General features: G+C 69.4%; 23 protein-coding genes and 1 pseudogene. 10 read left to right on the plus strand and 14 right to left on the minus strand.

What is annotated here, in order from left to right:
• Positions 1-309 precede the first annotated feature (309 nt).
• Positions 310-2,940, plus strand: a complete 2,631-nt coding sequence (locus ACFSL4_RS28975) for an ATP-dependent Clp protease ATP-binding subunit (RefSeq protein ID WP_381089192.1) — start codon at positions 310-312, stop codon at positions 2,938-2,940.
• A gap of 206 nt (positions 2,941-3,146) precedes the next feature.
• Here the strand turns inward: ACFSL4_RS28975 and ggt are convergent, their stop codons facing one another.
• On the minus strand, positions 3,147-4,943 hold the full coding sequence (gene ggt / locus ACFSL4_RS28980) for a gamma-glutamyltransferase (protein ID WP_381089195.1): 1,797 nt from the start codon (positions 4,941-4,943) through the stop codon (positions 3,147-3,149).
• 100 nt (positions 4,944-5,043) lie between these two features.
• Here ggt and ACFSL4_RS28985 point away from each other — a divergent pair, with 100 nt between their 5' ends.
• Positions 5,044-5,799, plus strand: coding sequence for a hypothetical protein (locus tag ACFSL4_RS28985; protein WP_381089197.1), 756 nt, complete (start codon positions 5,044-5,046; stop codon positions 5,797-5,799).
• A 200-nt stretch (positions 5,800-5,999) separates the two neighbouring features.
• Here ACFSL4_RS28985 and ACFSL4_RS28990 read toward each other — a convergent pair whose 3' ends face one another.
• The 9 genes from ACFSL4_RS28990 to ACFSL4_RS29030 form a co-directional block, all read right to left on the minus strand.
• On the minus strand, positions 6,000-6,884 hold the full coding sequence (locus ACFSL4_RS28990) for an amino acid ABC transporter permease (protein ID WP_381089200.1): 885 nt from the start codon (positions 6,882-6,884) through the stop codon (positions 6,000-6,002).
• Positions 6,881-7,525, minus strand: a complete 645-nt coding sequence (locus ACFSL4_RS28995) for an amino acid ABC transporter permease (protein ID WP_381089203.1) — start codon at positions 7,523-7,525, stop codon at positions 6,881-6,883. The genes ACFSL4_RS28990 and ACFSL4_RS28995 overlap by 4 nt, the downstream gene beginning before the upstream one ends.
• A gap of 11 nt (positions 7,526-7,536) precedes the next feature.
• Positions 7,537-8,445, minus strand: a complete 909-nt coding sequence (locus ACFSL4_RS29000; RefSeq protein WP_381089206.1) for a glutamate ABC transporter substrate-binding protein — start codon at positions 8,443-8,445, stop codon at positions 7,537-7,539.
• Between the two features lie 17 nt (positions 8,446-8,462).
• Positions 8,463-9,206, minus strand: a complete 744-nt coding sequence (locus ACFSL4_RS29005) for an amino acid ABC transporter ATP-binding protein (RefSeq protein ID WP_381089209.1) — start codon at positions 9,204-9,206, stop codon at positions 8,463-8,465.
• A 197-nt stretch (positions 9,207-9,403) separates the two neighbouring features.
• On the minus strand, positions 9,404-9,844 hold the full coding sequence (locus tag ACFSL4_RS29010; RefSeq protein ID WP_381089212.1) for a DUF6278 family protein: 441 nt from the start codon (positions 9,842-9,844) through the stop codon (positions 9,404-9,406).
• A gap of 60 nt (positions 9,845-9,904) precedes the next feature.
• Positions 9,905-10,684, minus strand: coding sequence for an exodeoxyribonuclease III (locus ACFSL4_RS29015; protein ID WP_381089214.1), 780 nt, complete (start codon positions 10,682-10,684; stop codon positions 9,905-9,907).
• 81 nt (positions 10,685-10,765) lie between these two features.
• Complete coding sequence (locus tag ACFSL4_RS29020; protein ID WP_381089217.1) at positions 10,766-11,401, minus strand: MBL fold metallo-hydrolase; 636 nt, start codon at positions 11,399-11,401, stop codon at positions 10,766-10,768.
• Positions 11,402-11,472: 71 nt separating this feature from the next.
• Positions 11,473-12,771: a bifunctional 3-oxoadipate enol-lactonase/4-carboxymuconolactone decarboxylase PcaDC gene (pcaDC, locus tag ACFSL4_RS29025; RefSeq protein WP_381089219.1), complete on the minus strand. Its 1,299-nt coding sequence runs from the start codon at positions 12,769-12,771 to the stop codon at positions 11,473-11,475.
• Between the two features lie 491 nt (positions 12,772-13,262).
• Positions 13,263-14,480, minus strand: coding sequence for a tyrosine-type recombinase/integrase (locus ACFSL4_RS29030; protein WP_381089222.1), 1,218 nt, complete (start codon positions 14,478-14,480; stop codon positions 13,263-13,265).
• Positions 14,481-15,517: 1,037 nt separating this feature from the next.
• Here ACFSL4_RS29030 and cutA point away from each other — a divergent pair.
• A complete protein-coding gene (cutA, locus tag ACFSL4_RS29035; RefSeq protein ID WP_381089225.1) occupies positions 15,518-15,844 on the plus strand; it encodes a divalent-cation tolerance protein CutA in 327 nt (108 codons plus the stop codon).
• A 65-nt stretch (positions 15,845-15,909) separates the two neighbouring features.
• Here the strand turns inward: cutA and ACFSL4_RS29040 are convergent, their stop codons facing one another.
• The gene (locus tag ACFSL4_RS29040) at positions 15,910-17,151 is read right to left on the minus strand and encodes a helix-turn-helix transcriptional regulator (protein WP_381089228.1); all 1,242 of its coding nucleotides are present in this window, start codon (positions 17,149-17,151) and stop codon (positions 15,910-15,912) included.
• Positions 17,152-17,282: 131 nt separating this feature from the next.
• Here ACFSL4_RS29040 and ACFSL4_RS29045 point away from each other — a divergent pair, with 131 nt between their 5' ends.
• Entirely contained in the window at positions 17,283-17,792 is a 510-nt protein-coding gene (locus tag ACFSL4_RS29045; RefSeq protein ID WP_381089231.1) for an ATP-binding protein, read from the plus strand.
• Positions 17,793-17,854: 62 nt separating this feature from the next.
• Here ACFSL4_RS29045 and ACFSL4_RS29050 read toward each other — a convergent pair whose 3' ends face one another.
• From ACFSL4_RS29050 to ACFSL4_RS29060, 3 genes are all read right to left on the minus strand, one after another.
• Positions 17,855-18,355: an SAM-dependent methyltransferase gene (locus ACFSL4_RS29050; protein ID WP_381089234.1), complete on the minus strand. Its 501-nt coding sequence runs from the start codon at positions 18,353-18,355 to the stop codon at positions 17,855-17,857.
• A 494-nt stretch (positions 18,356-18,849) separates the two neighbouring features.
• On the minus strand, positions 18,850-19,767 hold the full coding sequence (locus ACFSL4_RS29055; RefSeq protein WP_381089237.1) for an SUMF1/EgtB/PvdO family nonheme iron enzyme: 918 nt from the start codon (positions 19,765-19,767) through the stop codon (positions 18,850-18,852).
• 9 nt (positions 19,768-19,776) lie between these two features.
• Positions 19,777-20,559, minus strand: a complete 783-nt coding sequence (locus tag ACFSL4_RS29060; protein ID WP_040896747.1) for an aminotransferase class IV family protein — start codon at positions 20,557-20,559, stop codon at positions 19,777-19,779.
• Positions 20,560-20,949: 390 nt separating this feature from the next.
• Here ACFSL4_RS29060 and ACFSL4_RS29065 point away from each other — a divergent pair, with 390 nt between their 5' ends.
• The 6 genes and pseudogenes from ACFSL4_RS29065 to ACFSL4_RS29090 all read left to right on the plus strand — a co-directional run.
• Positions 20,950-21,342: a DUF6415 family natural product biosynthesis protein gene (locus ACFSL4_RS29065; protein WP_040896748.1), complete on the plus strand. Its 393-nt coding sequence runs from the start codon at positions 20,950-20,952 to the stop codon at positions 21,340-21,342.
• Between the two features lie 182 nt (positions 21,343-21,524).
• Positions 21,525-23,042 (plus strand): sensor histidine kinase, encoded by a 1,518-nt coding sequence (locus tag ACFSL4_RS29070; protein ID WP_381089249.1) that lies wholly within the window; start codon positions 21,525-21,527, stop codon positions 23,040-23,042.
• 71 nt (positions 23,043-23,113) lie between these two features.
• Complete coding sequence (locus tag ACFSL4_RS29075) at positions 23,114-23,629, plus strand: roadblock/LC7 domain-containing protein (RefSeq protein WP_055493701.1); 516 nt, start codon at positions 23,114-23,116, stop codon at positions 23,627-23,629.
• Positions 23,626-24,030 carry a DUF742 domain-containing protein gene (locus ACFSL4_RS29080; protein ID WP_006143017.1) on the plus strand — a complete coding sequence of 135 codons (405 nt, stop codon included), beginning with the start codon at positions 23,626-23,628 and terminating at the stop codon, positions 24,028-24,030. The genes ACFSL4_RS29075 and ACFSL4_RS29080 overlap by 4 nt, the downstream gene beginning before the upstream one ends.
• A 52-nt stretch (positions 24,031-24,082) precedes the next feature.
• Positions 24,083-24,670 carry a GTP-binding protein gene (locus ACFSL4_RS29085; protein WP_055493862.1) on the plus strand — a complete coding sequence of 196 codons (588 nt, stop codon included), beginning with the start codon at positions 24,083-24,085 and terminating at the stop codon, positions 24,668-24,670.
• Positions 24,670-24,906 (plus strand): annotated as a pseudogene (locus ACFSL4_RS29090) (GAF domain-containing protein); the annotation flags it as partial. The gene ACFSL4_RS29085 and the pseudogene ACFSL4_RS29090, both read left to right, overlap by 1 nt.

Genomic DNA, 24,906 nt, shown 5'->3' on the forward strand with positions numbered 1-24,906 from the left:
GGGTCGCCGACGGCCCCCGGGACGCCGTGCCTCGTACGGAGGCGGAGGCGGAGGCGGAGACGGCGTACGGCGTACCTCGTACGGCGTGCGGGGCCGCACACGGCCCGGCCGGCCTTCTGGAGGTGCCCGTCGGGGGCGATCGTGCCATCGTGATACGTGCAGCGCCGGAAGCGCCCCGAGGAGGTGTGACCGGGTCCGGTCCGGGCACCCGGCACCGGCACGTCGACCCAGCGAGCGTGTCCCGGGCTCCCTGCGTTCTTGGCTTCACTCGAACAGGGGACCCTCATCGGGACGCCGGAACGGATGGCCATGACCAGCGGGTTCACGGGTCCGCAGGGCTACGGCTCGGACCCCTTCGCAGAGTTCTTCGCACGTATCTTCGGCGGACAGCGTCGCGGTCCCCGGCAGATCGATCTCGGCCGGCTGATGAGCGAGCCGGCCCGGCAACTGGTCGCCGGGGCCGCGCGGTACGCCGTCGAGCACGGCAGTCGCGACCTGGACACCCAGCATCTGCTGCGCGCCGCGGTCGCCACCGAGCCGACCAGAAGCCTGCTGAGCCGCGCCGGGGCGGACCCCGACTCGCTGGCGACGGAGATCGACGAGCGCTCCGGGCCGGTCCAGCAGGACGCCGCAGCAGCGCAGCCGCCGGCCTCCCTGTCCCTGACGCCCGCGGTCAAGCGCGCCCTGCTGGACGCCCACGAACTGGCCCGTACGGGCGGCACCGGCTACATCGGCCCCGAGCATGTGCTCAGCGCCCTCGCCGCGAACCCCGACTCGGCCGCGGGGCACATCCTCCACTCCGCCCGCTTCACCCGCTCCTCCCTGCCTCCGGAGCCCGGGGACACGACGCAGGCGCGCCCGGAACGGCGTCGCCCCACCTCCACCCCCACGCTGGACAAGTACGGCCGCGATCTGACCGAGACGGCGCGCCAGGGCCGTATCGACCCGGTGATCGGGCGGGACGAGGAGATCGAGCAGACCATCGAGGTGCTCTCCCGTCGCGGCAAGAACAACCCGGTCCTCATCGGCGACGCGGGCGTCGGCAAGACCGCCATCGTCGAGGGGCTCGCCCAGCGCATCGCCGACGGCGACGTACCCGACGTGCTCATCGGCCGCCGGGTGTTCGCCCTGGACATGGCCGGGGTGGTCGCCGGCACCCGCTACCGCGGCGACTTCGAGGAACGGCTCACCACCATCGTGAGCGAGATCCGGTCGCACTCGGACGAACTCATCGTCTTCATCGACGAACTGCACACCGTCGTCGGCGCCGGCGGCAGCGGCGCGGAGGGCGGGTCCATGGACGCGGGCAACATCCTCAAGCCCGCCCTGGCCCGCGGCGAGCTGCACGTGGTGGGCGCCACCACGCTGGAGGAGTACCGCCGGATCGAGAAGGACGCGGCCCTGGCCCGTCGTTTCCAGCCGATCCTGGTGCCGGAGCCGTCCGTCGCGGACGCGGTCGAGATCCTCCGCGGGCTGCGCGACCGCTATGAGGCCCACCACCAGGTCCGCTACAGCGACGAGGCGCTGATGGCCGCCGTGGAGCTGTCCGACCGCTACCTGACCGACCGCCATCTGCCCGACAAGGCGATCGACCTGATCGACCAGGCCGGCGCCCGGGTGCGGCTGCGCGCCCGGACGAAGGGCACGGACGTACGGGCGCTGGAGCGCGAGGTGGAGCGGCTGACCCGGGACAAGGACCAGGCGGTGGCCGACGAGCAGTACGAGCAGGCCACCCGGCTGCGCGACCGCATCACCGAACTGAAACAGCGGATTGAGCAGGCCAGCGGCGAGAGCGAGGCCGACGAGGGGCAGCACCTGGAGGTCACCGCCGAGGCCGTCGCCGAGGTCATCTCCCGGCTCACCGGCATCCCGGTCAGCCGGCTCACCGAGGAGGAGAAGGAACGGCTGCTCGGCCTGGAGGAGCATCTGCACCAGCGGGTCGTCGGGCAGGAGGAGGCGGTGAGCGCGGTCACCGACGCGGTGCTGCGCTCGCGTGCCGGGCTGTCCGGTCCCGACCGGCCGATCGGCAGCTTCCTCTTCCTCGGCCCGACCGGCGTCGGCAAGACGGAGCTGGCGCGCGCGCTCGCGGAGGCGCTGTTCGGCAGCGAGGAGCGCATGGTCCGGCTCGACATGAGCGAGTACCAGGAGCGGCACACCGTCAGCCGGCTCGTGGGCGCCCCGCCCGGGTACGTCGGTCACGAGGAGGCGGGCCAGCTCACCGAGGTGGTGCGGCGCCACCCGTACTCGCTGCTGCTGCTCGACGAGGTCGAGAAGGCGCACCCGGATGTCTTCAACATCCTGCTGCAGGTCCTCGACGACGGCCGGCTCACCGACGCCCAGGGCCGCACCGTGGACTTCGCGAACACCGTCGTGGTGATGACCAGCAACCTCGGCTCCGAGGCGATCACCCGGCGCGGCGCCGGCATCGGGTTCGGGGCGGGCGGCACCGAGGCGGACGAGGAGGCGCGGCGCGAGCAGATCCTGCGTCCGCTGCGCGAGCACTTCCGGCCCGAGTTCCTGAACCGCATCGACGAGATCGTCGTCTTCCGTCAGCTGACGCCGGACCAGCTGCGGCGCATCACCGACCTGCTGCTGGACAGGACCCGGCGTCGGCTGCAGGCCCAGGACATCGCCGTCACGTTCACCGAGCAGGCCGTCGACTGGCTGGCGCAGCGCGGCTACCAGCCGGAGTACGGCGCCCGGCCGCTGCGCCGCACCATCCAGCGGGAGGTCGACAACCGGCTCTCCCGGCTGCTGCTCGACGGCCGCATCGGGCGCGGGGGCCTGGCCGTGGTAGACACCGAGGACGGCGAACTCACCATCCGCGCGGAGCCGCCCGCCCCGAAGGCCGCGGGTGAGGGAGGTGCCGCCCCGGCGGAGCCGGGCGGCGCCCCGGCCCGCCCCGAAGGAGCCGGGGACGAGGCCGCCCGCCCCGAGTGAGCCGCGCGACCCCTAGGGGTGTTTCGAAAGTCCCGCACAGCACCCACGGCGCCCGGCACGCTCCCCCAAGCTCTTCGAGCAGGGGGTACCCCCACTCGCCGCACCGGCCGAAACCCCAAGTACGTCCAGTACGAGGGCCTTCGTCCGGCACACCGAGAGCACGCACCGGACACCGCGGGCACCGCACAGGACTTCCGAAACACCCCCTACGGCGCCGGCCGCACCACCATCGCGGAACCGCCGCCGCGGCGCACCGTCTCGGCGGCGGCCAGCCACCTGCCGCCGGGCAGCCGCTGCACACCGGTGGCCGCGCCGATCTCCGGGTTCACCTTGAAGGAGTGCCCGATCGCCTCCAGCCGAGCGCGCAGGGCGCTGTCGTACAGGCCCGGTTCGAGCTCTGTCTGCGCCGTGTTGCGCTGGCTGGCGCGGGGCGCGGCGATCGCGTCGACGAGCGGCAGCCGCCGGTCGAGGAACTCGGTCAGCGTCTGCAGCACGGTCGTGATGATGCTGGCGCCGCCGGGCGAGCCGAGTGCGACGACGGGCCTGCCGTACAGGTCGAGCACGATCGTCGGCGAGATCGAGGAGCGCGGGCGCTTGGCCGGGCCGGGCAGGTTGGGGTCGTGCACGGCCGGGTTGGCGGGGGTGAAGGAGAAGTCGGTCAGCTCGTTGTTGAGGAGGAAACCACGGCCGGGAACGGTGATGCCGCTGCCGCCGGTCTGCTCGATGGTGAGCGTGTAGGAGACGACGTTGCCCCACCTGTCGGCCACCGTGAGGTGGGTGGTGTTCTCGCCCTCGTACGTCGTCGGGGCCGCCGTGCCGCCGGCCGCGCAGGCCGCCGGGTGGCGCGGGTCGCCGGGCGCGAGCGGGCTGGTGAGCACCGCGTCGTCCTTGATCAGGCACGCGCGGGAGTCGGCGTAGGGCTGCGACAGCAGTTCCTTGGTCGGCACGTCCTCGAAGGCGGGGTCGCCGACCCAGCGCCCGCGGTCCGCGAACGCGATACGGCTCGCCTCGATGAAGTGGTGCAGGTACTGCGCCTCGCTCGCCTTGGAGAGATCCGTCCGCTCCAGGATGTTGAGCGCCTCACCGACCGTGGTGCCCCCGGACGACGAGGGCGCGATCGAGTACACGTCGAGACCGCGGTACGAGATCTTGGTGGGCGCCTGGAGCTTCGCCCGGTATGCGGCGAGGTCCGCCGCCGACAGCTCGCCCGGGCGCGCCTTCCAGCCCGAAGCCGGGTCCACGGGCGGCTTGTCGACGGTGGCGACGATGTCCTTGCCGAGGTCGCCGTGGTAGAGGGCGCCCATGCCCTTGCTGCCCAGTTCCCGGTAGGTGCGGGCGAGGTCGGGGTTCTTGAAGGTGGAGCCGACGACGGGAAGCGCGCCGCCCGGCAGGAACAGCCGGGCCGTGGCCGGGAAGTAGCGGAAGCGGGTCTCGTTCGCCGCGGTCTGCGAGCGGAAGGTGCTGTCCACGGTGAAGCCGTCGCGCGCGATGCGTTCGGCCGGTTTCAGGACCGTGCCGAGCCGTTCGGTGCCCCAGGTGTCCAGCGCCTTCTGCCAGGTGGCGGGCGTGCCCGGGGTGCCGACGCTCAGCCCGCTGCTGACGGCGTCGGCGAAGGCGAGCGGCTTGCCGTTCTCGACGAAGAGCTGGGAGTCTGCGGTCAGCGGGGCCGTCTCGCGGCCGTCGATCGTGTGCACCGTACGCGTCTTGGCGTCGTAGTAGACGAAGTAGCCGCCTCCGCCGATACCCGCGGAGTAGGGCTCTGTGACGCCGAGCGCGGCGGCCGTGGCGACGGCCGCGTCCACCGCGTTGCCGCCCTTTCTGAGGACCTCGATGCCGGCGGCCGACGCGTCCGCGTCGACGCTTGCCACGGCGCCGCCGTACCCCACGGCGACGGGCACCTTCTCCGGCACGGATGCGGCCCGGGGCGGCGCCGCCGCTCCCACCGAGACCACTGCGGCCGAGACCGCCAGCACTGCCAGATTCCGCGTGACAGGGCGACGCATTCGTACCTCCAGTCAACGACAGTCCACGTAGCGTAACCGCATGACTGTGGTCCGGTCCCATCGAACACCGGTCCGCAGCGGCCCGCTACCATGCGCCCCCATGAACGACGACGTGCGCAACATCGCCCTCGGGCTGATCGCCGCCGGTGTCAGCGCCGCGCTCGGCTGGCTCGCCCGTACGTATCTGTGGAGGCGGAAACTCCGCCGCAAGCAGGCGTTCTTCGGCCTGCCGGACAACGCCGAGTCGCTGCTGGTGGTCAACCGCGAGGCGGGCGCGGTGGAGCTGACGGTCCATCGCCACGACGTGTTCGCCCTGCTGGAGCTCTCCGCCCTCATCAAGGACTGCGGCGCGAAGGCCCAGGTCGTGCCGCACGACGCGGCCCAGCAGGGCTTCGGCGAGCGCACGGAGTTCTGTGTCGGCGGCCCCTCCTCCAACCGCCGTATGGCGGCCCATCTGCAGTCCCTGCTGCCCGGCGTCCAGGTCGACACCGACAGCGAACCCGGCCCGGACCGCGCCGCCTTCCGGATCGGCGGCGAGCGCTACCGGCTGGAGCCCGGGACGTCCGAGTACGTGATCCTCGCCCGGCTCACCGCGGACCAGGGGCGCGGTGCGCGGCCCGTCTTCCTCTTCTGCGGCCAGCGCGCGATCACCAACCAGGCGGCGACCCGCTACCTGGCCCGCCACCACGAGCGTCTGCACCGCAAGTACGGCTCGGGCTCCTTCGTGCTGCTGCTGAGGGTCGTCAACTCGCAGGCGTACGGCCCGGACGTGGTGGAGCTGGTGGGGGATGTGACCCGGGCCGCGCAGGCGCCCGCGCCGGTGCCGGCCGCCCGCACCTCCGACCGCGCCTCCTAGGGGGATGCCTGCGACCGGCCGGTCGTGCGGTACATCGGCATGGCGGGTGTACCGAGCATCGGGCACAACCCGTCCGGCACGCAGCTGACCTTCTCCTCACCGGCGGGCGACCCGTCCTGCGTGTCCGTTCCGCTGCGCGAGCAGTGATCTCCGGCTGCGGCCGGCCGGGCCTGGCCCTGTGAAGCCGCCGCTCTCCTCCCCTACGGTCTCAGGCCCGTGGGGGGAGCCTCACCCGGCAGCAGCGTCCCCGGTTCGGCCGCCGCGACGTCCACGGCCCCGGTCTTGGGACTGTGCCGCTCCCACCGGGACACCCGCCGGGCGAACCAGGAGAGCAGCATGCACATCCCGATGTAGATCGGCGAGATCACCATCACCACGGGGATGAACGGCAAATCGTAGTCGAGGTTCGACGCGATGAGCTTCCCGGCGTGGAGGAATTCCTCGTATGTGATCAGATAGCCGAGCGAGGTGTCCTTCAGGGCGACCACCAACTGGCTGATGATGGCGGGCAGCATCGCCCGTACGGCCTGGGGCACGAGGACGTACGACATCACCTGCGTCTTGCGCATGCCCAGCGCGTAGGCGGCCTCCCGCTGGCCGCGGTCCACGGAGTTGACGCCGGAGCGGAAGACCTCGGCGAGCACCGAGCCGTTGTAGAGGGTGAGTCCGGCGACCAGCGCGGGCAGTGGCTGCACCTTGAGCGCCACGAAGATGAAGAAGATCATCACTAGCAGCGGCATGGCGCGGAAGAACTCGACCACGAGCGTGGACAGCCAGCGCAGCGGAGCACGGTCGGAGAGCCGTCCGGCGGCGAGCAGCCCGCCGAGGGCCAGCGACAGCACCGCGGCCATCGCGAACGCCTTGAGCGTGTTGCCGAGACCTCGCAGCAGTAGCTCCTGGACTCCCCGGTACTCGAAGGGCATCCACTTCGTATAGGTGAACTGGCCGGTGGCGAACAGCAGGTACACGACCCAGGCGGCCGCCCCGGCGAGGACGGCGGTGGCCAGGGCGCCGTAGACGCGGTGGCGGCGCCGGGCACGGGGGCCCGGGATGTCGTACAGGGCCGGGGCGCCGGAGGCGGTCATCGGGCGACTCCCCAGTGGCGTTCCATCAGGTTGAAGACCGCGCTGATGGCGAGGGTGATGATCAGATAGCCGACGGCGATCCAGACGAACGTCCAGATGATGTTGTAACCCAGCTCGCTGAGGGTCCGGTATGTGCCGAGCAGTTCCGTGACGCTGAACGCCCCGGCGATCGCCGAGTTCTTGACCAACGCGATCAGGATCGACCCGACCGGCGGGACGACCGTGCGGAACGCCTGCGGCAGGACCACCAGTGTGAGGGTCTGCCCGAAGGTCATGCCGAGGCTGCGGGCCGCCTCCCCCTGTCCCGCGGGCACGGTGTTGATGCCGGAGCGCAGCGCCTCGCAGATGAACGCCGAGGTGTAGCAGCCGAGCGCCAGCACCGCGAACAGCCGGAAGGGCAGCACGAGACCGAAGCGCGGCAGTCCGAGCAGCACCGCGAAGAACAGCAGGGTGAGGGGGGTGTTGCGCAGGACCGTCACCCATGCGGCGCCGAACGCCCTGAGCGAGCGGACGGGGGCGACCCGGCAGGAGGCCGTCACGAAGCCGAGCGCGAGCGCCAGCAGGGAGGAGTAGACGGTGAGTTCGACGGTGCCGAGGAATCCCTCGGCGAAGGTGGGGAAGTTGTCCGTCAGTACGTTCACGGGTGCCTCGCTCAGCTCGCCGGATAGCGGTCGATCGCGGGCGGGGTGGGCGCGGGCACGCCGGACAGGCCGAGCGTCGCCTCGTACGCCTTTCGCCAGTCGCCGTTCTTCTCGCGGGCCAGCAGGGCGTCGTCCAGGGCGAACCGGAGTGCGGTGTCGCCGCGCGGGACGCCGATGCCGTACGGCTCCTTGGAGAAGGGCCTGCCGGCGACGCGGAGTTCGTCGGGGGCCTTCGCCGCGTAGCCGATGAGGATGGCGTCGTCGGTGGTGACGGCGTCGACCTGGTAGGTGAGCAGATTGTCGACACAGACGGAGTAGGTGTCGTACGCGATGAGGACCGCCTTCGGGTAGTCCTTCCGGATGCGCTGGTAGGGAGTCGAACCGGCCGCCGAGCAGACCCGTTTGCCGTCGAGGTCCCGCGGGCCGTGGATGCCGTGCTCGTCGCGGCGGACCAGGAGGGACTGGCCGGCCATGTAGTAGGGGCCGGCGAAGCCGACGAGCTTCTTGCGCAGGGCGTTGATGGTGTAGGTGCCGACGTAGTAGTCGACCTGCCCGTTCTGCAGGGCTGTTTCCCGGTTGGCGGAGGCGATGGTCTTGAAACGGACGGTCTGCGGGGCGAATCCGAGGGAGGCCGACATCATCTTCGCGATCTCGATGTCGAATCCCGCGTACCTGCCGGTCGCGGGGTCCCGCTCCCCGAGGTACGGCTGGTCCTCCTTGACGCCGACGACCAGGTGGCCGCGCTTCCTGGCGCGCCGCCAGGTGGGCGAGTCCGGCAGCCGGAAGTCCCGCGCCACCCGGTAGTGGGGGAGCTTGTCGGTGGCGGGTCCCTTGGTGGGCGGGCTGCCCTCCTTGCCGCAGGCGGCGAGAAGCGCCGTGAGCGCCGCCAGGGCGAGGCACACGCGGGCCGAACGGGTCATGGATCGCGCTCCCCCGGTCAGTGCTTGAGGATCTTGGAGAGGAAGTCCTTGGCACGGTCGCTGCGCGGGTTGGTGAAGAACTCCTCGGGGGTGCGGTCCTCGACGATGCGGCCCTCGGCCATGAAGACGACGCGGTTGGCCGAGGCACGGGCGAAGCCCATCTCATGTGTGACGACGACCATGGTCATGCCGTCCCGGGCGAGTTGCCGCATGACCTCCAGCACCTCGTTGATCATCTCGGGGTCGAGGGCGGAGGTGGGTTCGTCGAACAGGAGCGCCTTGGGGTCCATGGCGAGGGCGCGGGCGATGGCGACCCGCTGCTGCTGGCCTCCGGAGAGCTGTGCCGGGTACTTCGGGGCCTGGGGGGCGAGGCCGACGCGGTCGAGGAGCGCGAGGGCGCGCCGCTCGGCGTCCTCCTTCCTGCGGCGGCGGACCTTGACCGGGGCGAGCGAGACGTTCTCCAGGACGGTCTTGTGGGCGAAGAGGTTGAAGGACTGGAAGACCATGCCGACATCGGCACGCAGGCGTGCGAGTGCCCTGCCCTCCTCGGGGAGCGGCCGCCCGTCGAGCTTGATGGTGCCGGACTGGACGGTCTCCAGCCGGTTGATCGTTCTGCACAGCGTGGACTTGCCCGATCCCGACGGGCCGATGACCACGACCACCTCCCCCCGGCCGACCGTGAGATCGATGTCCCGGAGAACGTGCAGGTCGTGGTACCACTTGTTCACGCCGTCCAGTTCGATCAGCGGATCGACCGCCATGCCCAGCCCGCCCTAGTCGCTCTCAGCCGTGTCGCAGGTGCCGCAAACTATCCAGACGGACGCAGACGTGATGCGCGACACGCACTGTCCGGCATTAGCCGTATTTACGACGCTCGGGTGCCGGGCGGGCGGATGCCGGGCGGACGCGCGTGCGGGGCGGACGCGCGTGCGGGGCGGGGTTCGGGCGGGGCGGGGTTTCAGTTCTCCGCGACCTCGGCGTACACCTGCGAGAGTTCGGGGGCGCCGGTGGCCGCCCAGGTGTGGCCGTCGACGACCACATCGATCTCACGGCCGGAGCGCAGCCGCACCACGGGGTGGCCGCTCGGCCAGATCTCCCAGGCGGAGCCCGGGACGGTGCGCACGATCACCGTGCCCAGGTACAGCCCCGCGTCGTTCCCGAGCCAGGGCAGGGTCTCCTCGTCGTCGCGCCAGCGCGGCAGGAGCTGGTCGAGGGCCTCCAAGGACGCGGCGGAGTCGTCGAGTTCGACGCCCGCCCGGTCGGCGTGGGAGCGCAGCAGCTCGCACTCGGAGAGGAGTTCGGTGATGCCGCCGGTGTCGCCGTCACCTTCGGAGAACACCGCGACGCCGAAGGCGGGGCCGTGCTTCTTGCGCCACTTGCCCAGGAAGGAGATGTTCATACGCCCAGCCTGACACCGCCACGGCGGATGGCACCACAGTGACACCTCGGTCGATGTGCGCTACACCTCCAGGTCCACCACCACCGGCGCGTGGTCGGACGCTCCCTTGCCCTTGCGCTCCTCCCGGTCCACGTACGCGTCCTTGACCGCCTCAGCGAACGGCCGGTTGCCGTAGACCAGGTCGATGCGCATGCCGCGGTTCTTGGGGAAGCACAGCTGACGGTAGTCCCAGTACGTGTACGGGTGGTCGTACTTGAGCGGGCGGGGAACGACGTCCGTCAGACCCGTCTCCCGCAGCGCGGCGAGCGCGGCGCGCTCGGCGGGGGTGACGTGGGTGAGGCCCTCGAAGGCCGTCACGTCGTAGACGTCGTCGTCCGCAGGCGCCACGTTGTAGTCCCCCAGCACCGCGAACGGTCTGCTGCCCGCCGCGTCACCGGCGACCGCCGCCCTGAGCGCCTCGAACCACTGGAGCTTGTAGGCGTAGTGCGGGTGGTCCACCTCGCGGCCGTTCGGCACGTACACCGACCAGACGCGGACCGGGCCGCAGGTCGCGGAGACGGCACGGGGCTCCTCGACGCCCTCGTAGCCGGGGCCGCCGGGCAGGCCCTTGACCACGTCCTTGAGGCCGACGCGGGAGAGCACCGCGACGCCGTTCCACCGGCCGGTGGCGTGGACCGCCGCCTCGTACCCCAGGTCGCGCAACTCGTCGTACGGGAACTGCTCCTCCGCGATCTTGGCCTCCTGCAGGCACAGCACATCCGTGCCGCTGCTCTCCAGCCAGGACAGGAGCCTCGGGAGACGGGCGGTGATCGAGTTCACGTTCCAGGTCGCGATGCGCATGCCTGACAACCTACCGGGCGAGTACGACAACGCGGCGGGCCCGCTCCAGGGGGCGGCGGGCGGCAGCCCGCCGCCCCGCCCTCAGAGCTCCGCCGACGCCCCCGACGTCAGCCTCAGGTGCTCGGCGCCGCCCAGCGCGCCGATCTGGTTGTCGTAGATCGGACGGGCGAGGTCCGTCAGAAGGGCGTCGTGGATGTCGTAGGCGCGCCTCGGGCGGACCTCGCGGACGTAGTCGATGACCTCGGCGATCTTGTTCCAGGGGGCCATCACCGGCAGCATCAGCGTCTCCACCGGCCGGTCGGGGACGGTGAGCGCGTCACCCGGGTGGAAGACCTTGCCGCCGTCGATGAGGTAGCCGACGTTCGTGATACGGGGAATGTCCGGGTGGATCACGGCGTGCAGCTCGCCGTGCACCTGGACGTCGAAGCCCGCGGCGGTGAAGGTGTCGCCGTGGCCGACGGTGTGCACCCGCCCGGGGAACGCCGCCGAGATCTTCCCCGCGACGGAGGCGAGGGTCCAGATCTCGGCGCCCGGGTTGGCCTCCATCCCGGTCCGCAGGCGCTCCTCGTCGAAGTGGTCGAGGTGCTCGTGCGTGACCAGGATGGCGTCCGCGCCGACCGCGGCGTCCTCCTCGCTGAAGGTGCCCGGGTCGATGACGAGGGTGCGCCCGTCCTTCTCCAGCCGGATGCAGGCGTGCGACTTCTTCGTGAGCTTCATGGGTCCATCCTGCCTCCCGCCGCAGCGGCCGGGGCTCGCTCAGGCTGGTGCTCCCGCTGCCCGGATGGCGCTCACTCCTGGGGCGTGGTCTCCTCGCGGACGACCTGCTGCGCCACCTTGAAAGCGCTGTTCGCCGCCGGGACACCGCAGTAGACCGCCGCCTGCAGCAGCACCTCCCCGATCTCGCCCGGGGTGAGTCCGTTGCGCAGGGCCGCCCGCGTATGGGCTGCGAGTTCCTCCAGATGGCCGCCCGCGACCAGCGCGGTGAGCGTGACACAGCTGCGGGTGCGGCGGTCCAGACCCGGCCGGTCCCAGATCTCGCCCCACGCGTACCGGGTGACGAACTCCTGGAAGTCCCCGGAGAAGTCGTCCGCCGAGGACAGCGCTTGGTCGACGTGCGCGTCGCCGAGCACCTCACGGCGGATCTTGATCCCCGTGTCGTACGGGTCGGGCCTGCCCGCGGGCTCGGGCGGGGCGGGGGCCGGGGCGATCTCGGCCACGGGTGCCACGGGCGGCGGCGCGGCCAGCACCGGCTTCACCGGAGGCGCCGTGATCGCCGCCATCTGGCCGGTCGCCGCGTCGAATGCGGGCTGCCAGGCGGTGGAGAAATGGCGGACCAGCAGGTCGGTGACCGCGGCGGGCTGCTCGACCGGCACCAGGTGGGAGGCGCCCGGGACGACCGCGAGCCGGGCGTCCGGTATCCCGGCGACCAGGGTGCGCGCCTCGGCGGGCCCGGTGACCTGATCCTCGGACCCCACGAGCACCAGTGTCGGCACGCCGATACGCCCCAGTTCGGCCCGCACGTCGAAGGCCGCGAGCGCCTCGCAGGCCGCGATGTAGCAGCCGGGGTCGGTGGTGCGCACCATCTGCACCGCCCACTCGATGATCGCGGGCTGCGCGGCCGCGAACCCGCCGGTGAACCAGCGCTCCGGGGAGGACCGGGCGATCGGGTCGAGCCCGTTCGTCCGGACGATCACGCCGCGCTGGCGGAACTCGTCGGCCGTGCCGAAACGGGGCGACGCGGCGATCAGGACGAGTGACGTGAGGCGTTCGGGGTGACGCAGCGCCAGCTCGGCCCCGACGGCGCCGCCGAGTGCGCAGCCCGCGTAGCCGAAGCGCTGCACGCCGAGTGCGTCGAGGGTCGCCAGCAGCCGGGCGGTGAGGTCGGTGACGGAACCGGCCGGATGCGCGGGGGCGCCGCCGTGACCGGGCAGGTCGAACCGGAAGACCCGCCACTGCTGGGCGAGTTCGGGGACCTGACGGTCCCACATGTGCCATGTGGTACCCAGTGAGGGACCCAGGATCAGGACCGGAGCGTCTTCTGGCCCGTCAAAGCGGTATTGCAGGGTGTTCGGGGGTGTCTCACTCACGCCCCAGACCCTCTCACGTCTCACGAAATCTCACACGGCCAGGTGAACCCGGCGGCTCGTGACCTCGCGGCGCGGCATGCCCGGCACTGCCGAGACCCTCATGGGTCCAGGTACGGGTTCTTCGATGTGCACGCCTGACGGTGGGGACAGTGCGTCCTCCCGACTCGCCCACCCTCCCAATCCCTGCGCCGCACAGCTTCCCACCCTCGGCACGGCTTCCAGACGGTCTGGTTTGCAGCAAAGCGTGTAGTGCCGTCCCCAAGGATCGGCATGACGCACCTGAAAACCTTCCGGGATTCACCGACGAACAGCCCGAACGCCACACGGCGGGCAAGCTCTGCCTTCCCTCGCAGGAGGGGAGACGTTGGCCGCAGCCTGGCCGCCCCTCCCCCGTTGCCGTCGCTGGCCCACAGCCAGCAGCCGGCCTCCGGGTCACCTCGATTTGCCTGCCATACGGCTGGGCAGGTCTCCCAATCGGCAGGCCGCCTGAGTCACGCTTGCCCCTCCGTCGCAGTACCGTGCAGGCCGTCCCACGTCGTGGCGGCTCCGCGGAGGTCCTCCACGTCCGGCTTCACGTACCACTTCTTGGTGGTCTTGACGTTCGTGTGTCCGGCCCACCGGGCAAGGATGTGATCCGGCACGCCTTTGTTGGCGAGGTATGTGAGGCAGGAGGAGCGAGCGTCGTAGAGGCGCACTCTGCGGAGTTCAAGGATCTCCATGAGCCGGTAAGCGCGTCTGCGGAGCTGCTTGATCGTGAAGGCTTCCCCGGTCTCGTGCACCACGACGTATCCGGAATCCGAGTAAGCCTCACCGAGGACGAGCTTCTCCTTGGCTTGGAGAGCCCTGAACGACTTGAGGGCAGCCAGCACCGGTGCCGGCAAAGGAAGATCCCGTTCCCCAGCCAGGGACTTGGTGTCCTTCTCCACAACGTACCGATTTCCCATCATCGTCCGCGTGTTGGCTATTGTGATCGTGGCGGCTTCCAAGTCCACGTCTTCCCATCGGAGTCCGCAGACTTCAGCCGGACGTAGACCCATGAGGGACAGCAAGAGGGCAGCGTAAAGCCGTTCTGTCCGGACACCGTGAATGAACGTCTGAATCTCCTGCACGTTCCACGGCTTCACCTCCTGCTTCTTCTTTCGCTCTTCTTTACGTGCCCTACGTGGGATGGTCACATGTTGGGCTACATTCATGGTTACTAGCCGACGCGTAACGGCTCGATTCAGGGCGTCCTTCAATCGGGCGAGACTCATTTCCACGCTGGTCACTCCCAGCGGAGTACCTGCTTTACCACCACGTACACGCCCGTGCTTCAACGCCCAGTGCATCCACTCTTCTACATCTTCCTCGGTGAGTTCCTGAAGCCGGATGCGCCCCAGCCTCCCCCGAACCCGGTCGAGGGTGACCCGATAGTTGTAGACAGTGGTCTCTTCCAGATCCTCTGCTTTCATGGCCAGCCACTGATCAAGCCACTCATTGACAGTTATCTGGTTGGGAGGTACGAATGTCCCTTCCTCGCGGCGGTTGGTGATGCGCGCGTACTCAGCCTTCGCCTCCTTGAGAGTGGCGAACGTACGCGTCAGCTGCTTCCGCCTCCCGGTGGCAGGGTCGACACCCACGTCGACTACGAACCGGTAGCGCACCTGCCCCTTGGAGTTGGGTGGAAGCTTCTTGATCGGAACGGACAGGGGGTACTCACTCTCCTTCAAGGGGACCTGCACCAGCAGGGCGCCGGATCATCTGGCTGGCACCAGACCAGTGCCATTCCGTTTCACGGGCTGCTGAGTTCGCTGCAGCTCCGCCGCCAAGCACAGCCGCGCATGCGAACGTCCTCAAGGAACCTCACGATCGCCGGTTTTGCTAACCGGCGATCGTCGTCTATGTTGCGCACCGCATCACGAAGGCGGCATCTGCTTAGGCCCGCCGCAGCCAGGGCCAGCCGACGCGCAACCAGGTGCGCGCCGTCCGTGGCGAGCACCAGCAGACCGTCATCGGTGAGGCGGTCGAGATTCCGGGCAGCGAGTCGCTCGTCCTGATGGCGAGTGCCACTTGCCGTGTTGCGGCGCCAAGACGTGCCGCACGGTATGCGAGGGCGGCACTGACGCTGCGATAGCCGGGTTGCAACAGGTCCTCGCCGAACAGGCCAGCCACGCAAAGGCAGACGTACAGCCCGGCGGAAAGGGTCCCGTAGTCGCCGGCTGCCTGGCTGTACCAGGCGTTCAGACGCGCCGCGGGTATAAAGAGCGGGTGCAGTGAAGCGAGCGGATCGAATAGCGGGGTCAGACAGGCGGACCTCCCCAAGTAGGAGCCCTGCCAGCAAGGCAGTCACACGGGTGCAGGATTCCAAGGCATTTCGCAACCTGGGCCGCAGTGGAGCATCTGCACATCCTGGCCTGGTGTTTTACGGGACGTTGTACGTTGACATGGTCCGGACGGAGGTATCCAGTCCTGTGGTCCTATTTCTCGTCTGCCGTGAGCGAATGCCCGCCGACAGCCAGCAAGTCCTCCTGTCGCGGGCTTGTGAAGCGCACGGGCCCGGCGCCTGCATAATGCAGCCGCACGACCTCGTTGATGAGAACCTGCCACCGCAGTGCCGAAGCGACGCGGCACCCCGCATGGCCCGCCGTCAGTTGACTGGTACAGCTCGTGGTCGAGCCCTCACTCGCCTTGAGAGGTGGCGACCGGCTCTCGGTGTGCCCTGGACGGCTGGGTAGGGTCGCGGTACCCGAGCTGGAGAGGTAGTTGCATGGCCCACGAAATTGTGATTGCTCAGACGACCAGCGACGACGAGGGGCAGGCGACGATGCTGGCCCGAGGTGCGGTCGAGAGCAAGCTGGCAGCGGGAGTTCACATCGATGCGCCAATCACCGCCTTCTACTGGTGGAAGGGGAAGGTCGAGGCGGCGCGGGAGTGGCGCATCTCGTATATGACTACGACGGACCGTCTTCCCGCGCTAGAAGCGTGGGTGCACGAGAAGCACTCGTACGACGTCCCCCAATGGATCACACTGCCCGTAACCGGCGGGTCGGAGGCGTACCTGTCCTGGGTCTTCGAGGAGACGGAATCCGACTGAGGAGCCACGGGCCGGGCGTCGGCGACGTTGGTGCCCTGGGCTTGCCGCGTGACACCCGAGGTGGATCAGGATGCGAACCGCCGGAAATGAACGGCAAGTTCGTGCTCGCTGTCAGGGAGCAACGCTGCAATAGCCGCCGCCCGCTCCTTGCCCATGGTGTTGGGCTTGGCCTGTGCCGCCGCAGCGAACTGGCGTGCCACGTGGACGCCTTGGTCGACGTCACCCCCACGCAGTAGGGCCGACGCCAGATCACCGAGGACTACGACGCCCCCGTCTGGTAGCCCGTCTCCGAGGCGGTCGACCGCGGTATCAGCTGTGGACGTGAGCTCAGGGCGCCTCAGCTGGCCGTACACGGACAGGGCCAACGAGTCCATGCGGTATGGGGTCACGAACCTGACCCATGCCTGCTCGCTGGTGTGGTCCGCGAAATCGTAGGCGAAGCGCGCTCGGTCTAACGCTTGGAGCGCCCCCACCTCGTCGCCGGCCGCCGCAGCTTCTTCCGCGTGCCTACCGAGAACCCAGGCGGCAGCAGTAGCGTTACCGTGGCCTCGCACGTCGTTGGCGGCTTGGGAGAGGAACTCCATCTTCGCCTTTGGCGTCAAAGCGCCGTAGCTGCTGTAGGTCAGAGCCAGGGCTCGGAGTGGAGGATGCCCGACAGCCGCCGCGCACTGCGACGTGACTTTGTAGTAGGCGTTGGCTTTGTCGTGCTCCCCCAGGTCCCAGGCCACCCAACCGGCCAGAGCGGCGGTTTCCCCGGCGGCGATGGTGAGAGCGCCTTCGTGTTCGCCTGCACGAGGCAGGGCCGTAGTGATCGCGTCAAGATGCGACTCGACCGTTTTTTGTAGCCGCCGCGCGCTGAGGTTGAGTTCCTGGACGTGCAGTTCAGCGGCTCGGTCGATGAGCGCGGCGGCAGCGGGCGAATCGATCTTGGTCCCCTTGCTGAGGGCGAAGGCGAGGCGCCCCCAGGGCTCGGCGGCCACGCTCACGCCGATAGTGGCGCTACCCAGGAGCGTGCGACGCTTCACGGCGTCTTGGTCCTCCCCTGCATCGGCATGCCCCTTTCTCTTCCGAGCGCGGGCGGCCTTGGCCTCTCGCTGTAGTTCCTCGAAGGGGACACCGCAGGCCGCCGCGATGTGGCCGATTGTGTGGTTGGTAGGAATGTTCTCGAAGTTCTCATAACGGCTGATCTCTCGGCGGGTCATGGTGTCCCGGCCGGAGACAGCGTTGATCGCCTCCGCCTGCTCCTCCTGTGTCCGGCCCGCCTCCTGCCGAAGCCGGAGGAGCAGGTCGGCGAACGGGTCTGGCATGAGTGTGACCTCTGTTGGTGGGCGGAATCCAATCATGGCCTCAATTCCCCCCTGCAGTTTCCCCCTTGACAGAACTTTCCCCCTCTGGATTCCCCTGGTCGACGGCGTCGCCGCACGGTGCGATAGCCCACATGACCAGGCTCCAAGAGGCGGCCCCGCCCGGCGGGGGCATCCGTAGCAGTGCGGCTACAGCAGGCGCGTCATGCGTCAGGCCGGTTCAGGAAGACGAGCCCGGCGCATCGGCGAGGGCAGAGGTACCGGCGACAGCCCATGCCTGTCAGACGGCCCTTCTCCCCGACCTCGCGAAGGTCGGGGAGATGCGGCGCATAGCCAGGGCGTTCCTGCGGCGGTGCCGTGTTTCGGAACCGGTGGCAGGGTTCGTCGTACTGGCCGTTTCGGAGCTGGTCACCAACGCCGTGGTCCACGGTGAGGGCGAAGTCGTGCTCCGCATCACGGTGGCCGTCGACGTGGTGCGTGTCTCGGTAACCGACCACAACCCGGCGCCCGCTGCGCTCAAGGAAGCCGGACCCGACGGCGAATCAGGGCGCGGGATCCGGCTGGTCGATGCGATCTCAGACGCATGGGAGAGCAGCGGCGAGGAGACGTGGTGTGAGTTCCGAGACGCGAGGGCTGCAGCTTGAGCCAGACCTCAAGTTGGTTCCCGACGATGCAAATGGCAAGCCGGGCAGCTCAGTCGCTTCTGTCATACAGGGCGCTCCGAGGGCCGTTCGCTTGCCTTCGCCCAGTACTTCGGTTCGAGCATCTCGCCGGGCCAGGCGGGCTGACGGATCGGGCCACGAGGCCCCATCTGTTCGAAGTACGGTGCCAAGTCGATCACGGGCGTTCCGTCTACAGCGTCGAGATCGGTGACCAACAGGTCCCGCCCCTCGACCTTGAGCAGCCGCGGGTAGCTGATCGCCAGTTGATTGGGACGCCGATGGTTGCGGTGGACGAAGGTACCGGTCGGCGGCCAGTCCGGATTCCCGCGGGGGCTGCGCGCGTGGAGCTGGACGTCTTCGGGTCGCGCCAGATGGAAGCGCCACGTCACCGTCAGGTGGGAGAACTCATCGATGCCCTGGAGGGTTTCCAGGGGGTATGCGTCGTTGAGTCGGATGACCGACTCGACCCCACCCTGGTAGTCATCCTGAACGCAGGTGTGGCCGCCAACGACCGTTGCGATCGATTCGACCTCGTACGTCGTCACCGGTACTGGGTCCTCCCCCTTGGAGACGCGGATCCACGAGCTGCCGTACGGGGCCCTGAGCCCGTGTCGCGGTCAGCCTATGTCCCGCAGCATGTTCCGCGCCCGGTGGTCCAGTTCGGTGAGGTGGCGACCGAGGCGTTGCCGGTCAGGCGGCAGCTCGCTCTGAATGCGGACGATGCCGTCGCGGGCACGACCGGACTGCGCTGGACATCTGTCATGGCCGCGCCCGGCAGGAAGCCCTTCGTGACGCCGACGAGAACGGCCGCTGCCTGGTGCTCGTGCAGTCGCTCACCCAAGAGGGACGAGGGGCCTGGCCGGGTCGAGGACGCCGACGCCATCACATGGTGTGAGCTGAGATTGGCGGCAAGCTGATGACAAGCAACCGCAGTACGAGGTGCGCCCCGTCATCGCCTGATGCGGGCAGCGCCCTGATGGCCGGAGCCGTCTCTCACGGCAACCGATGCAGGATCGACTGGTCGCTCACGGCTCCCGAATCACGCTGGCATAGCACAGCGGAATCCAGTGTCGTTGTCCTTCATCGAGGCAGCGGCAGTGTTCATCAAGGACGGCGCAGCCCGTTCGATCGGGGACGTGAACGCCGAGCCTTTCAGGTAGTACCGCCCGTTGCCGGGCTCCTCTTCGGTGGAGCACCACTCCCAGACGTTGCCGCACATGTCGAAGATGCCGAATGGGCTGACGCCGGATTGGTAACGGGAGACGGGGGTCGTCGCGTCGATGCCGGCCTCGGCCGTGTTCGCCTTCGCGGCGGTCGGTTCGTTGCCCCAGGGGTAGATGCGCCCGCGCGGTCCGCGAGCCGCCTTCTCCCACTGCCGAGCGGTCGGCAGAGCTTTGCTTGCCCAGCGGGCGTAGGCGGTCGCGTCGTGCCACGTCACCCACACCACGGGGTGGGTGGCCAGGGCGGCGGGGCAGCGGCCGTCAGGCCAGTGCTGGGGTGGCCGGTGATTGGTGGCCTGCACGAACTTCGCGTAGTCCTCGTTGGTCGTCGGGTAGACGTCGATGAAGAACGGCTCCAGCCACACCGCGCGGTTGTCGGGGCCGGAGAGGTAGATGCCCTCTTCGACGAGGGTCATGACCTTCCCGTCGATCGAGTGCCGGCGGGTGCTCGGGTCCTTTCGCAGCAGTTCCTCGGCGCGTTCATCATGCTCAGCAGTGGCACGTTCGGTCAGGAGCGTGGCGAACCGCTGCTGGACGTCGGGCTCGGCTTGGGCCAGGAGAGTATCCAGGGCTGCCTGGTTGTCGAGCTCGAGTTCGATGGTCTCCGCCCGGCTCTTCCAGCGAGGGATCTGACGGGGGTTGACTCCCACCAGTTCAGCGAACTCCTTCTGTGTTTTCCGCATGGCCTTGCGCAGCAGCTCGGCTTCACGGCCGGTCCACCTAGTCACCCCCGCCATGGTGCTGCTTTACAGCGTCTCGCCGGGGATCGACAGGTACGCCTCCTGGAGCCGCGTCAAGACGGGGTGTTCGACGGGGAGCTGGGTGTCGTCGATCGCGGCCAAGGGGCGGACGCCGATCGAGGTGTTCGTGGCAAAGGCCGCAGCCATGCCCTTCGCCTGTTCCAACGTAACGGTGGCGGTGCGGTGTTCGACTTGCTGCTGGAGCAGGGTCATGGTGACGCCGGGCAGTACGGGGGCGTCGGGCCACACCACGGTGCCTTCCTGGTCGATGAAGGCCACGTTCCAAGTACCGCCCTCGGAGACGAAGCCGTCGCGGCCGACGAACAAGGCGTCGTCGAAGCCCGCTCGCTGGGCCGCGCCCCTGATGTGCAATGCGCCGAAGAGGCCGACGTGCTTCACCTCGGGGAGGTCACGCTCGTAGACCAGGCTCTGGGCGCGCAGCGGAGCCGGCGGCAGGGCGCCGGCTCCGCGCACGGACACGAGAACGTGCGGTTCGTTGGCGTCGGCCGGGTGGCCCAGCTCGACCTTCGGGTCGTAGATCGTGACACGGACGACGCACGGATGGGGCTGTGCCTCCAGGGCCTGGCGGACGTACTCGCGCACGCGGTCGGTGTCCAAAGCCGCATGCCACACGATCTTGCAGTCCCGTGCGAGGCGTTCCATGTGCAGCGTCAGGCCGCGGATGGTGCCGTCGGAGTCGACGCGCATGGACGTGAAGTGGCCGACGTTTGTGAGCGCCAAGGGAAGCAGGTCGTCTACGGATACGGGCGTTCCATCGAGAGTCACCATGGCGCCCAGCATGTCAGGCCCCTTTGCTCCGGCGGCACCCCAAACAGGGTTACTGACGAGTCAACGTCATCTGAAAGTCATTCCCCAGGCTTCACCGCGAGGTGTTCTCTAGTCACCGCGCAATCACGTCGAGTGATCGGCGAGGTGATCAGCGCTGCGCGATGTCACGACGCCGCATGCCGCGCTCCCGTGTGCCACCCGCCGGGGAGGACACGGTTGCGCCCGACACCAGGCGTCTCACCGACCACGGCCAAGCCGAGTTGGCCTCATGCGAACAGGAGTTGTCTCATGCGTCGTCGGCTGACTTTCCGCCGGGACGCCAGCCAGCGCGTTGGCCCGGGCGGACAGGGCGCTGTCGGTGCCGAACCAGGCCCTGACCGCGATCGGTCGATGGCCGCAGCGGAGACGGTGGCGCTCGTGCTGGACGAGGAGTCGCCGCTGCCGGAGAGCGCCGCCGACGTGGAGGAACTCGCGTGCCGCCTTCGCGGTCACGTCAGCCAGCTCGGGCTGGTTGTGCCCCCGGAAGCACCCGTACTGCGCCGCGCGCAGCAACTCGCCTCGGCGGGCATCCCCGAGGGCTACATGCCCAGCAGGGTCCATCTGGTCAGGCTGGCCGAGGCAACCCAAGACCTCATCGCTGCCGTGCAGGCCCACGACGTGCCCCCTGCGAAGCCGGTCCAGAGACGGCGCTGGTGGAAGCCGCCGATCAACGTGCTGCGCGGCGCGGTCTTCGCTCTCGCCCTCGCCTGCGTGGTTCTGGCCGCGTCGGTGCCCCGGACATGACCGCCGCCGGGGCAGTTCTGATCGCGCTGATTCTCGGTCCCATGGCGTGGCTGGCTCTTCGTGGTGATCGAGTAAGCGGCTGCATCGCTCCACGGGAGCTCGACCCCACGCAGCACACACCAGACCTGCGCAGACCTGACGCCGCAGCACGCCTAGCCACCCCCACCCTGACGAGGATTCCCATGCCTGACAGCGCCTTTGCGGCAGGGCCGGCCGCCACCGGCCACCGCCGACGGCGGCCTCAGATCGACGCGTTCACGCTGCACCATGTCCACCGCGCCGTCGCACTGCCCCTAGTGCTCCTTGCCGCACTGCTGGGTGCCGCCTTCATCCTCTGGTCGGTGTCCGCGGTGGGCCCCGGCTGGCTCCTCGCCGGCCTGGTCTGCGGACTGGCGGGGGTCGCCACGCTGGCGGCTCGCAGAGCGCGAACGGCTGCAGGGGCCGTGCAGACGGCTGCGGAGCATGCCCAGGCAGCGGCATTGGCAGCGGTCGCAGGAGCAGCGGCGGCCGTCGAAAAGTCGGTGCAGTGGTCGGCAGACGAGCTGTGCCGCGGGGGACGGCCGCCGCTGCCGGACCTGCAGGTGCCACCATCGGCCAGTCCGAACGTCGAGATCAACAAGGCGTTGAGTGCCCTCCAGGTGCAGGCCATCGCGTCGCTGATACGGGTGCACGACGAGTCCCAGTCCGTCGTACTCCTGGAAGTGCTGCGTCGCCTGGCCATGCGCGAGCACGCGCTGGTCGGCAAGGCGCTTGAGGCACTGAGCCAGCTGGAGATGCTGACCGACGACCCGGAGCTGCTCGCCAAGATCTTCGAGATCGATCACCTCGTGACGCGGATGCGTCGTCAGGTCGAGAGCACAGCGGTGCTGGGCGGGCAGTCCCTGCGCAGCGTGCGTCGGCCCGTTCCCGTCAAGAGCGTGCTGCGCGGCGCCGTCTCCGAGGTCGTGCAGTATCCGCGGGTGGCGGTTGCGGCCGGGTCCGTGGGCGCGGAGCTGGGCCTTCCCGGCCATGTGGGTCCGGACCTGACGCACCTGCTGGCTGAGCTGATCGAGAACGCCTGTGAGTGTTCCGATCCGGCTACGAAGGTGATGGTGCGTGCGCAGCGGGTGGCGAACGGGCTGGCGGTCGAGGTCGAGGACCGGGCCATCCCCATGCATCCGCAGACGCGGGCGCAGATGAACCACCTGCTCCAGGCCCCCGACAAGGTCGACGTCAGCGGCCAGGTGCGAGCGGGACAGCTCGGCTTGCTGGTCGCCGCGAAGATCGCCCAGTCGCACGGGCTGTCCGTTCTCCTGCAGGAGAACGTGACAGGAGGCACCACCGCCCTGGTGGTCATCCCGGCACGGCTCCTGGTAGCCATTCCCTCCATCGACGATGCGGGCGCGCCGCCCCAGGACACCCGCCCCTTGGGGCCGCAATCGCAGCAGGTTGCCGCGACTCCAGCCACCCCGAGAGCGGGGCAGGTTCCGCGCACCAATGCCACAGGGGCGCCGGAAGCCGCACAGGCAGGTCACCCTGCTGATCCACCCGCGCTTCCCACGCGTAGACGCCAGGCCGGCACGTTCCGTCCGCCACACGAGCGGGAGCAAGCCCCTATGACCGAGGCGACGCCAGGGCTCGCAGCCGCCTTCCGCACCGGCATCCAGGCCGGCGGGCAAGCCGGTTCTCCCACCGCTTCGACAGAGCACCCCAGGCCCTGAACCTCGTCCCTCCACGTTCCCGGTGGCCGTTACATCCGCTGGCCCTTCCCCCCCTTTCTGGAGCGATCCCTATGAGTACCCACCCCGCGATGAACAACGTGACCGGCGACGCACCCGCAACCGAGACAACGGCAAGCGGACAGCGGGACAACATGGCGTGGCTGCTGCGGCAGTTCGCCTCCGACACGACGGGCGTCACGCACGCCGTCCTGCTCTCGCGGGACGGACTGCGGCTGCTGGACAGCGAGGTCGACAAGGACTGGGCGGACGAACTGTCGGCCGCCATCAGCGGAGTGGCCTCACTCGCGGCGAACATCACCGGTCCCACCCACAAGAAGAGGCCGGCGAGGCAGGTCGTCATCGAGCGAGACGACTGTCTGATCTTCGTCCAGAGTTCCGGTCGCAGCGCGGCCTTCGAGGGCCATCCCGGCAACGAACGAGGCGTGGTGGACACGGTCCTCGCGGTGATCGCGACCATGGACGCCGATGCCGGCACCGTCGGGTTCGAGATGGGGCGCCTGGTGCAGAAGTTCGCCCCCTACATGCAGATCCCCGTCCGCGTCGGCACGGGTGATGAGGTCCGGTGACCGCACACGGGAGCGCGGCCGAGGATTCGACGTTCGTGCGGACCTACACCCTGACGCGCGGTCGCACCCGGCCACGGCATCTGCTCGGCCTGGACACGGTGCTGGATGCCGGACCCGGGCGGCCCGGCCCGGGCCAGGCCGAAGAATGCGCAGAGATCCTCGCCCTGTGCCGGGAGCACCGGCGTTCGGTGACCGAGCTGGCGGGCCGACTCGGCCGTCCCGTAACCGCCGTCAAGATCCTTATCTCCGACCTCCTGGACGCCGACGCCCTGGTCGTCCCCGTCACCGCCTATGCCGCGTCCGACGCGCATGCACGTCCCTCTGCACAACTGCTGGCGGCCCTATCTGCGGGCCTGAAGAGGAAGTGGCCCGATGCCATCGCCTACCCCCAGGCCGGGTGACCCGGCCGTGGTGCTGCGGCCGTCGTCGCGCCCGCGTACCGGTGCACCGACCGTGCTGAAGGTCGTGATCGCTGGCGGTTTCGGCGCGGGCAAGACCACCGCCGTGGGTGCCGTCAGTGAGATCACGCCGCTGAGCACGGAGGAGTACCTGACCGAGGCGAGCGCGGACGTGGACAGCCTGGCGGGCGTCGAGGCCAAGCAGACCACCACGGTCGCCTTCGACTTCGGTCGCCTCAACCTGCCCGACGCGCCCGTGCCCCTGGAATTGTTCCTGTTCGGCACGCCCGGCCAGGACCGGTTCGTCGACCTCTGGTACGACCTCTGTCGCGGAGCCGTCGGCGCGGTCGTCCTGGTCGACACCCGCCGCCTGGAAAGCAGCTTCACCCCCGTCGGCTTCTGCGAGGACATCGGCCTGCCCTTCGTCGTCGCGGTGAACCAGTTCGACGGAGCACATCGTTACCACCCCGATGAGGTCCGCACCGCCCTCGAACTGCCCGCCTCTGTGCCGGTGGTCACCTGCGACGCCCGCGATCCGAACCACGTCGCTGGCGTCCTGCTGACCCTCGTTGGCCACGCCTTGAAGAGCGCATCGGCAAGCCCCGCTCGCCCCGCATCCACTACCACCTTTCAGGACGCCTGATGTCGTATCAGCCCAACGACCCCTACCGCGCGCGGCAGACCGCCCCCCTCACGCAGTCGCTGCCGCGACGTACCATGCGGGACGTCACCCATGGGCCATCCCTCCCCGCCAGCGCCGCCGTCCCCGTCCCGCAGGCCCAGCAGGCGACCGAGCTGGCGCAGCGGTACGAGCTGCTGGATCGCCTAGGTCCTGTCTGGAGTTCGGATCAGGAGTTTGGTAGATCGCCTGCGCGCGGG

Source organism: Streptomyces caeni (assembly GCF_042678285.1).
Classification (GTDB): Bacteria; Actinomycetota; Actinomycetes; order Streptomycetales; family Streptomycetaceae; genus Streptomyces; species Streptomyces caeni.

Coding starts and splice junctions, on each gene's coding strand:
- ACFSL4_RS28975 (WP_381089192.1), top strand. CDS start 310: ATGACCAGCGGGTTCACGGGTCCGCAGGGCTACGGCTCGGACCCCTTC.
- ggt (WP_381089195.1), bottom strand. CDS start 4,943: ATGCGTCGCCCTGTCACGCGGAATCTGGCAGTGCTGGCGGTCTCGGCC.
- ACFSL4_RS28985 (WP_381089197.1), top strand. CDS start 5,044: ATGAACGACGACGTGCGCAACATCGCCCTCGGGCTGATCGCCGCCGGT.
- ACFSL4_RS28990 (WP_381089200.1), bottom strand. CDS start 6,884: ATGACCGCCTCCGGCGCCCCGGCCCTGTACGACATCCCGGGCCCCCGT.
- ACFSL4_RS29000 (WP_381089206.1), bottom strand. CDS start 8,445: ATGACCCGTTCGGCCCGCGTGTGCCTCGCCCTGGCGGCGCTCACGGCG.
- ACFSL4_RS29005 (WP_381089209.1), bottom strand. CDS start 9,206: ATGGCGGTCGATCCGCTGATCGAACTGGACGGCGTGAACAAGTGGTAC.
- ACFSL4_RS29010 (WP_381089212.1), bottom strand. CDS start 9,844: ATGAACATCTCCTTCCTGGGCAAGTGGCGCAAGAAGCACGGCCCCGCC.
- ACFSL4_RS29015 (WP_381089214.1), bottom strand. CDS start 10,684: ATGCGCATCGCGACCTGGAACGTGAACTCGATCACCGCCCGTCTCCCG.
- ACFSL4_RS29020 (WP_381089217.1), bottom strand. CDS start 11,401: ATGAAGCTCACGAAGAAGTCGCACGCCTGCATCCGGCTGGAGAAGGAC.
- cutA (WP_381089225.1), top strand. CDS start 15,518: ATGGCCCACGAAATTGTGATTGCTCAGACGACCAGCGACGACGAGGGG.
- ACFSL4_RS29040 (WP_381089228.1), bottom strand. CDS start 17,151: ATGCCAGACCCGTTCGCCGACCTGCTCCTCCGGCTTCGGCAGGAGGCG.
- ACFSL4_RS29045 (WP_381089231.1), top strand. CDS start 17,283: ATGACCAGGCTCCAAGAGGCGGCCCCGCCCGGCGGGGGCATCCGTAGC.
- ACFSL4_RS29055 (WP_381089237.1), bottom strand. CDS start 19,767: ATGGCGGGGGTGACTAGGTGGACCGGCCGTGAAGCCGAGCTGCTGCGC.
- ACFSL4_RS29060 (WP_040896747.1), bottom strand. CDS start 20,559: ATGGTGACTCTCGATGGAACGCCCGTATCCGTAGACGACCTGCTTCCC.
- ACFSL4_RS29065 (WP_040896748.1), top strand. CDS start 20,950: ATGGCCGCAGCGGAGACGGTGGCGCTCGTGCTGGACGAGGAGTCGCCG.
- ACFSL4_RS29070 (WP_381089249.1), top strand. CDS start 21,525: ATGCCTGACAGCGCCTTTGCGGCAGGGCCGGCCGCCACCGGCCACCGC.
- ACFSL4_RS29075 (WP_055493701.1), top strand. CDS start 23,114: ATGAGTACCCACCCCGCGATGAACAACGTGACCGGCGACGCACCCGCA.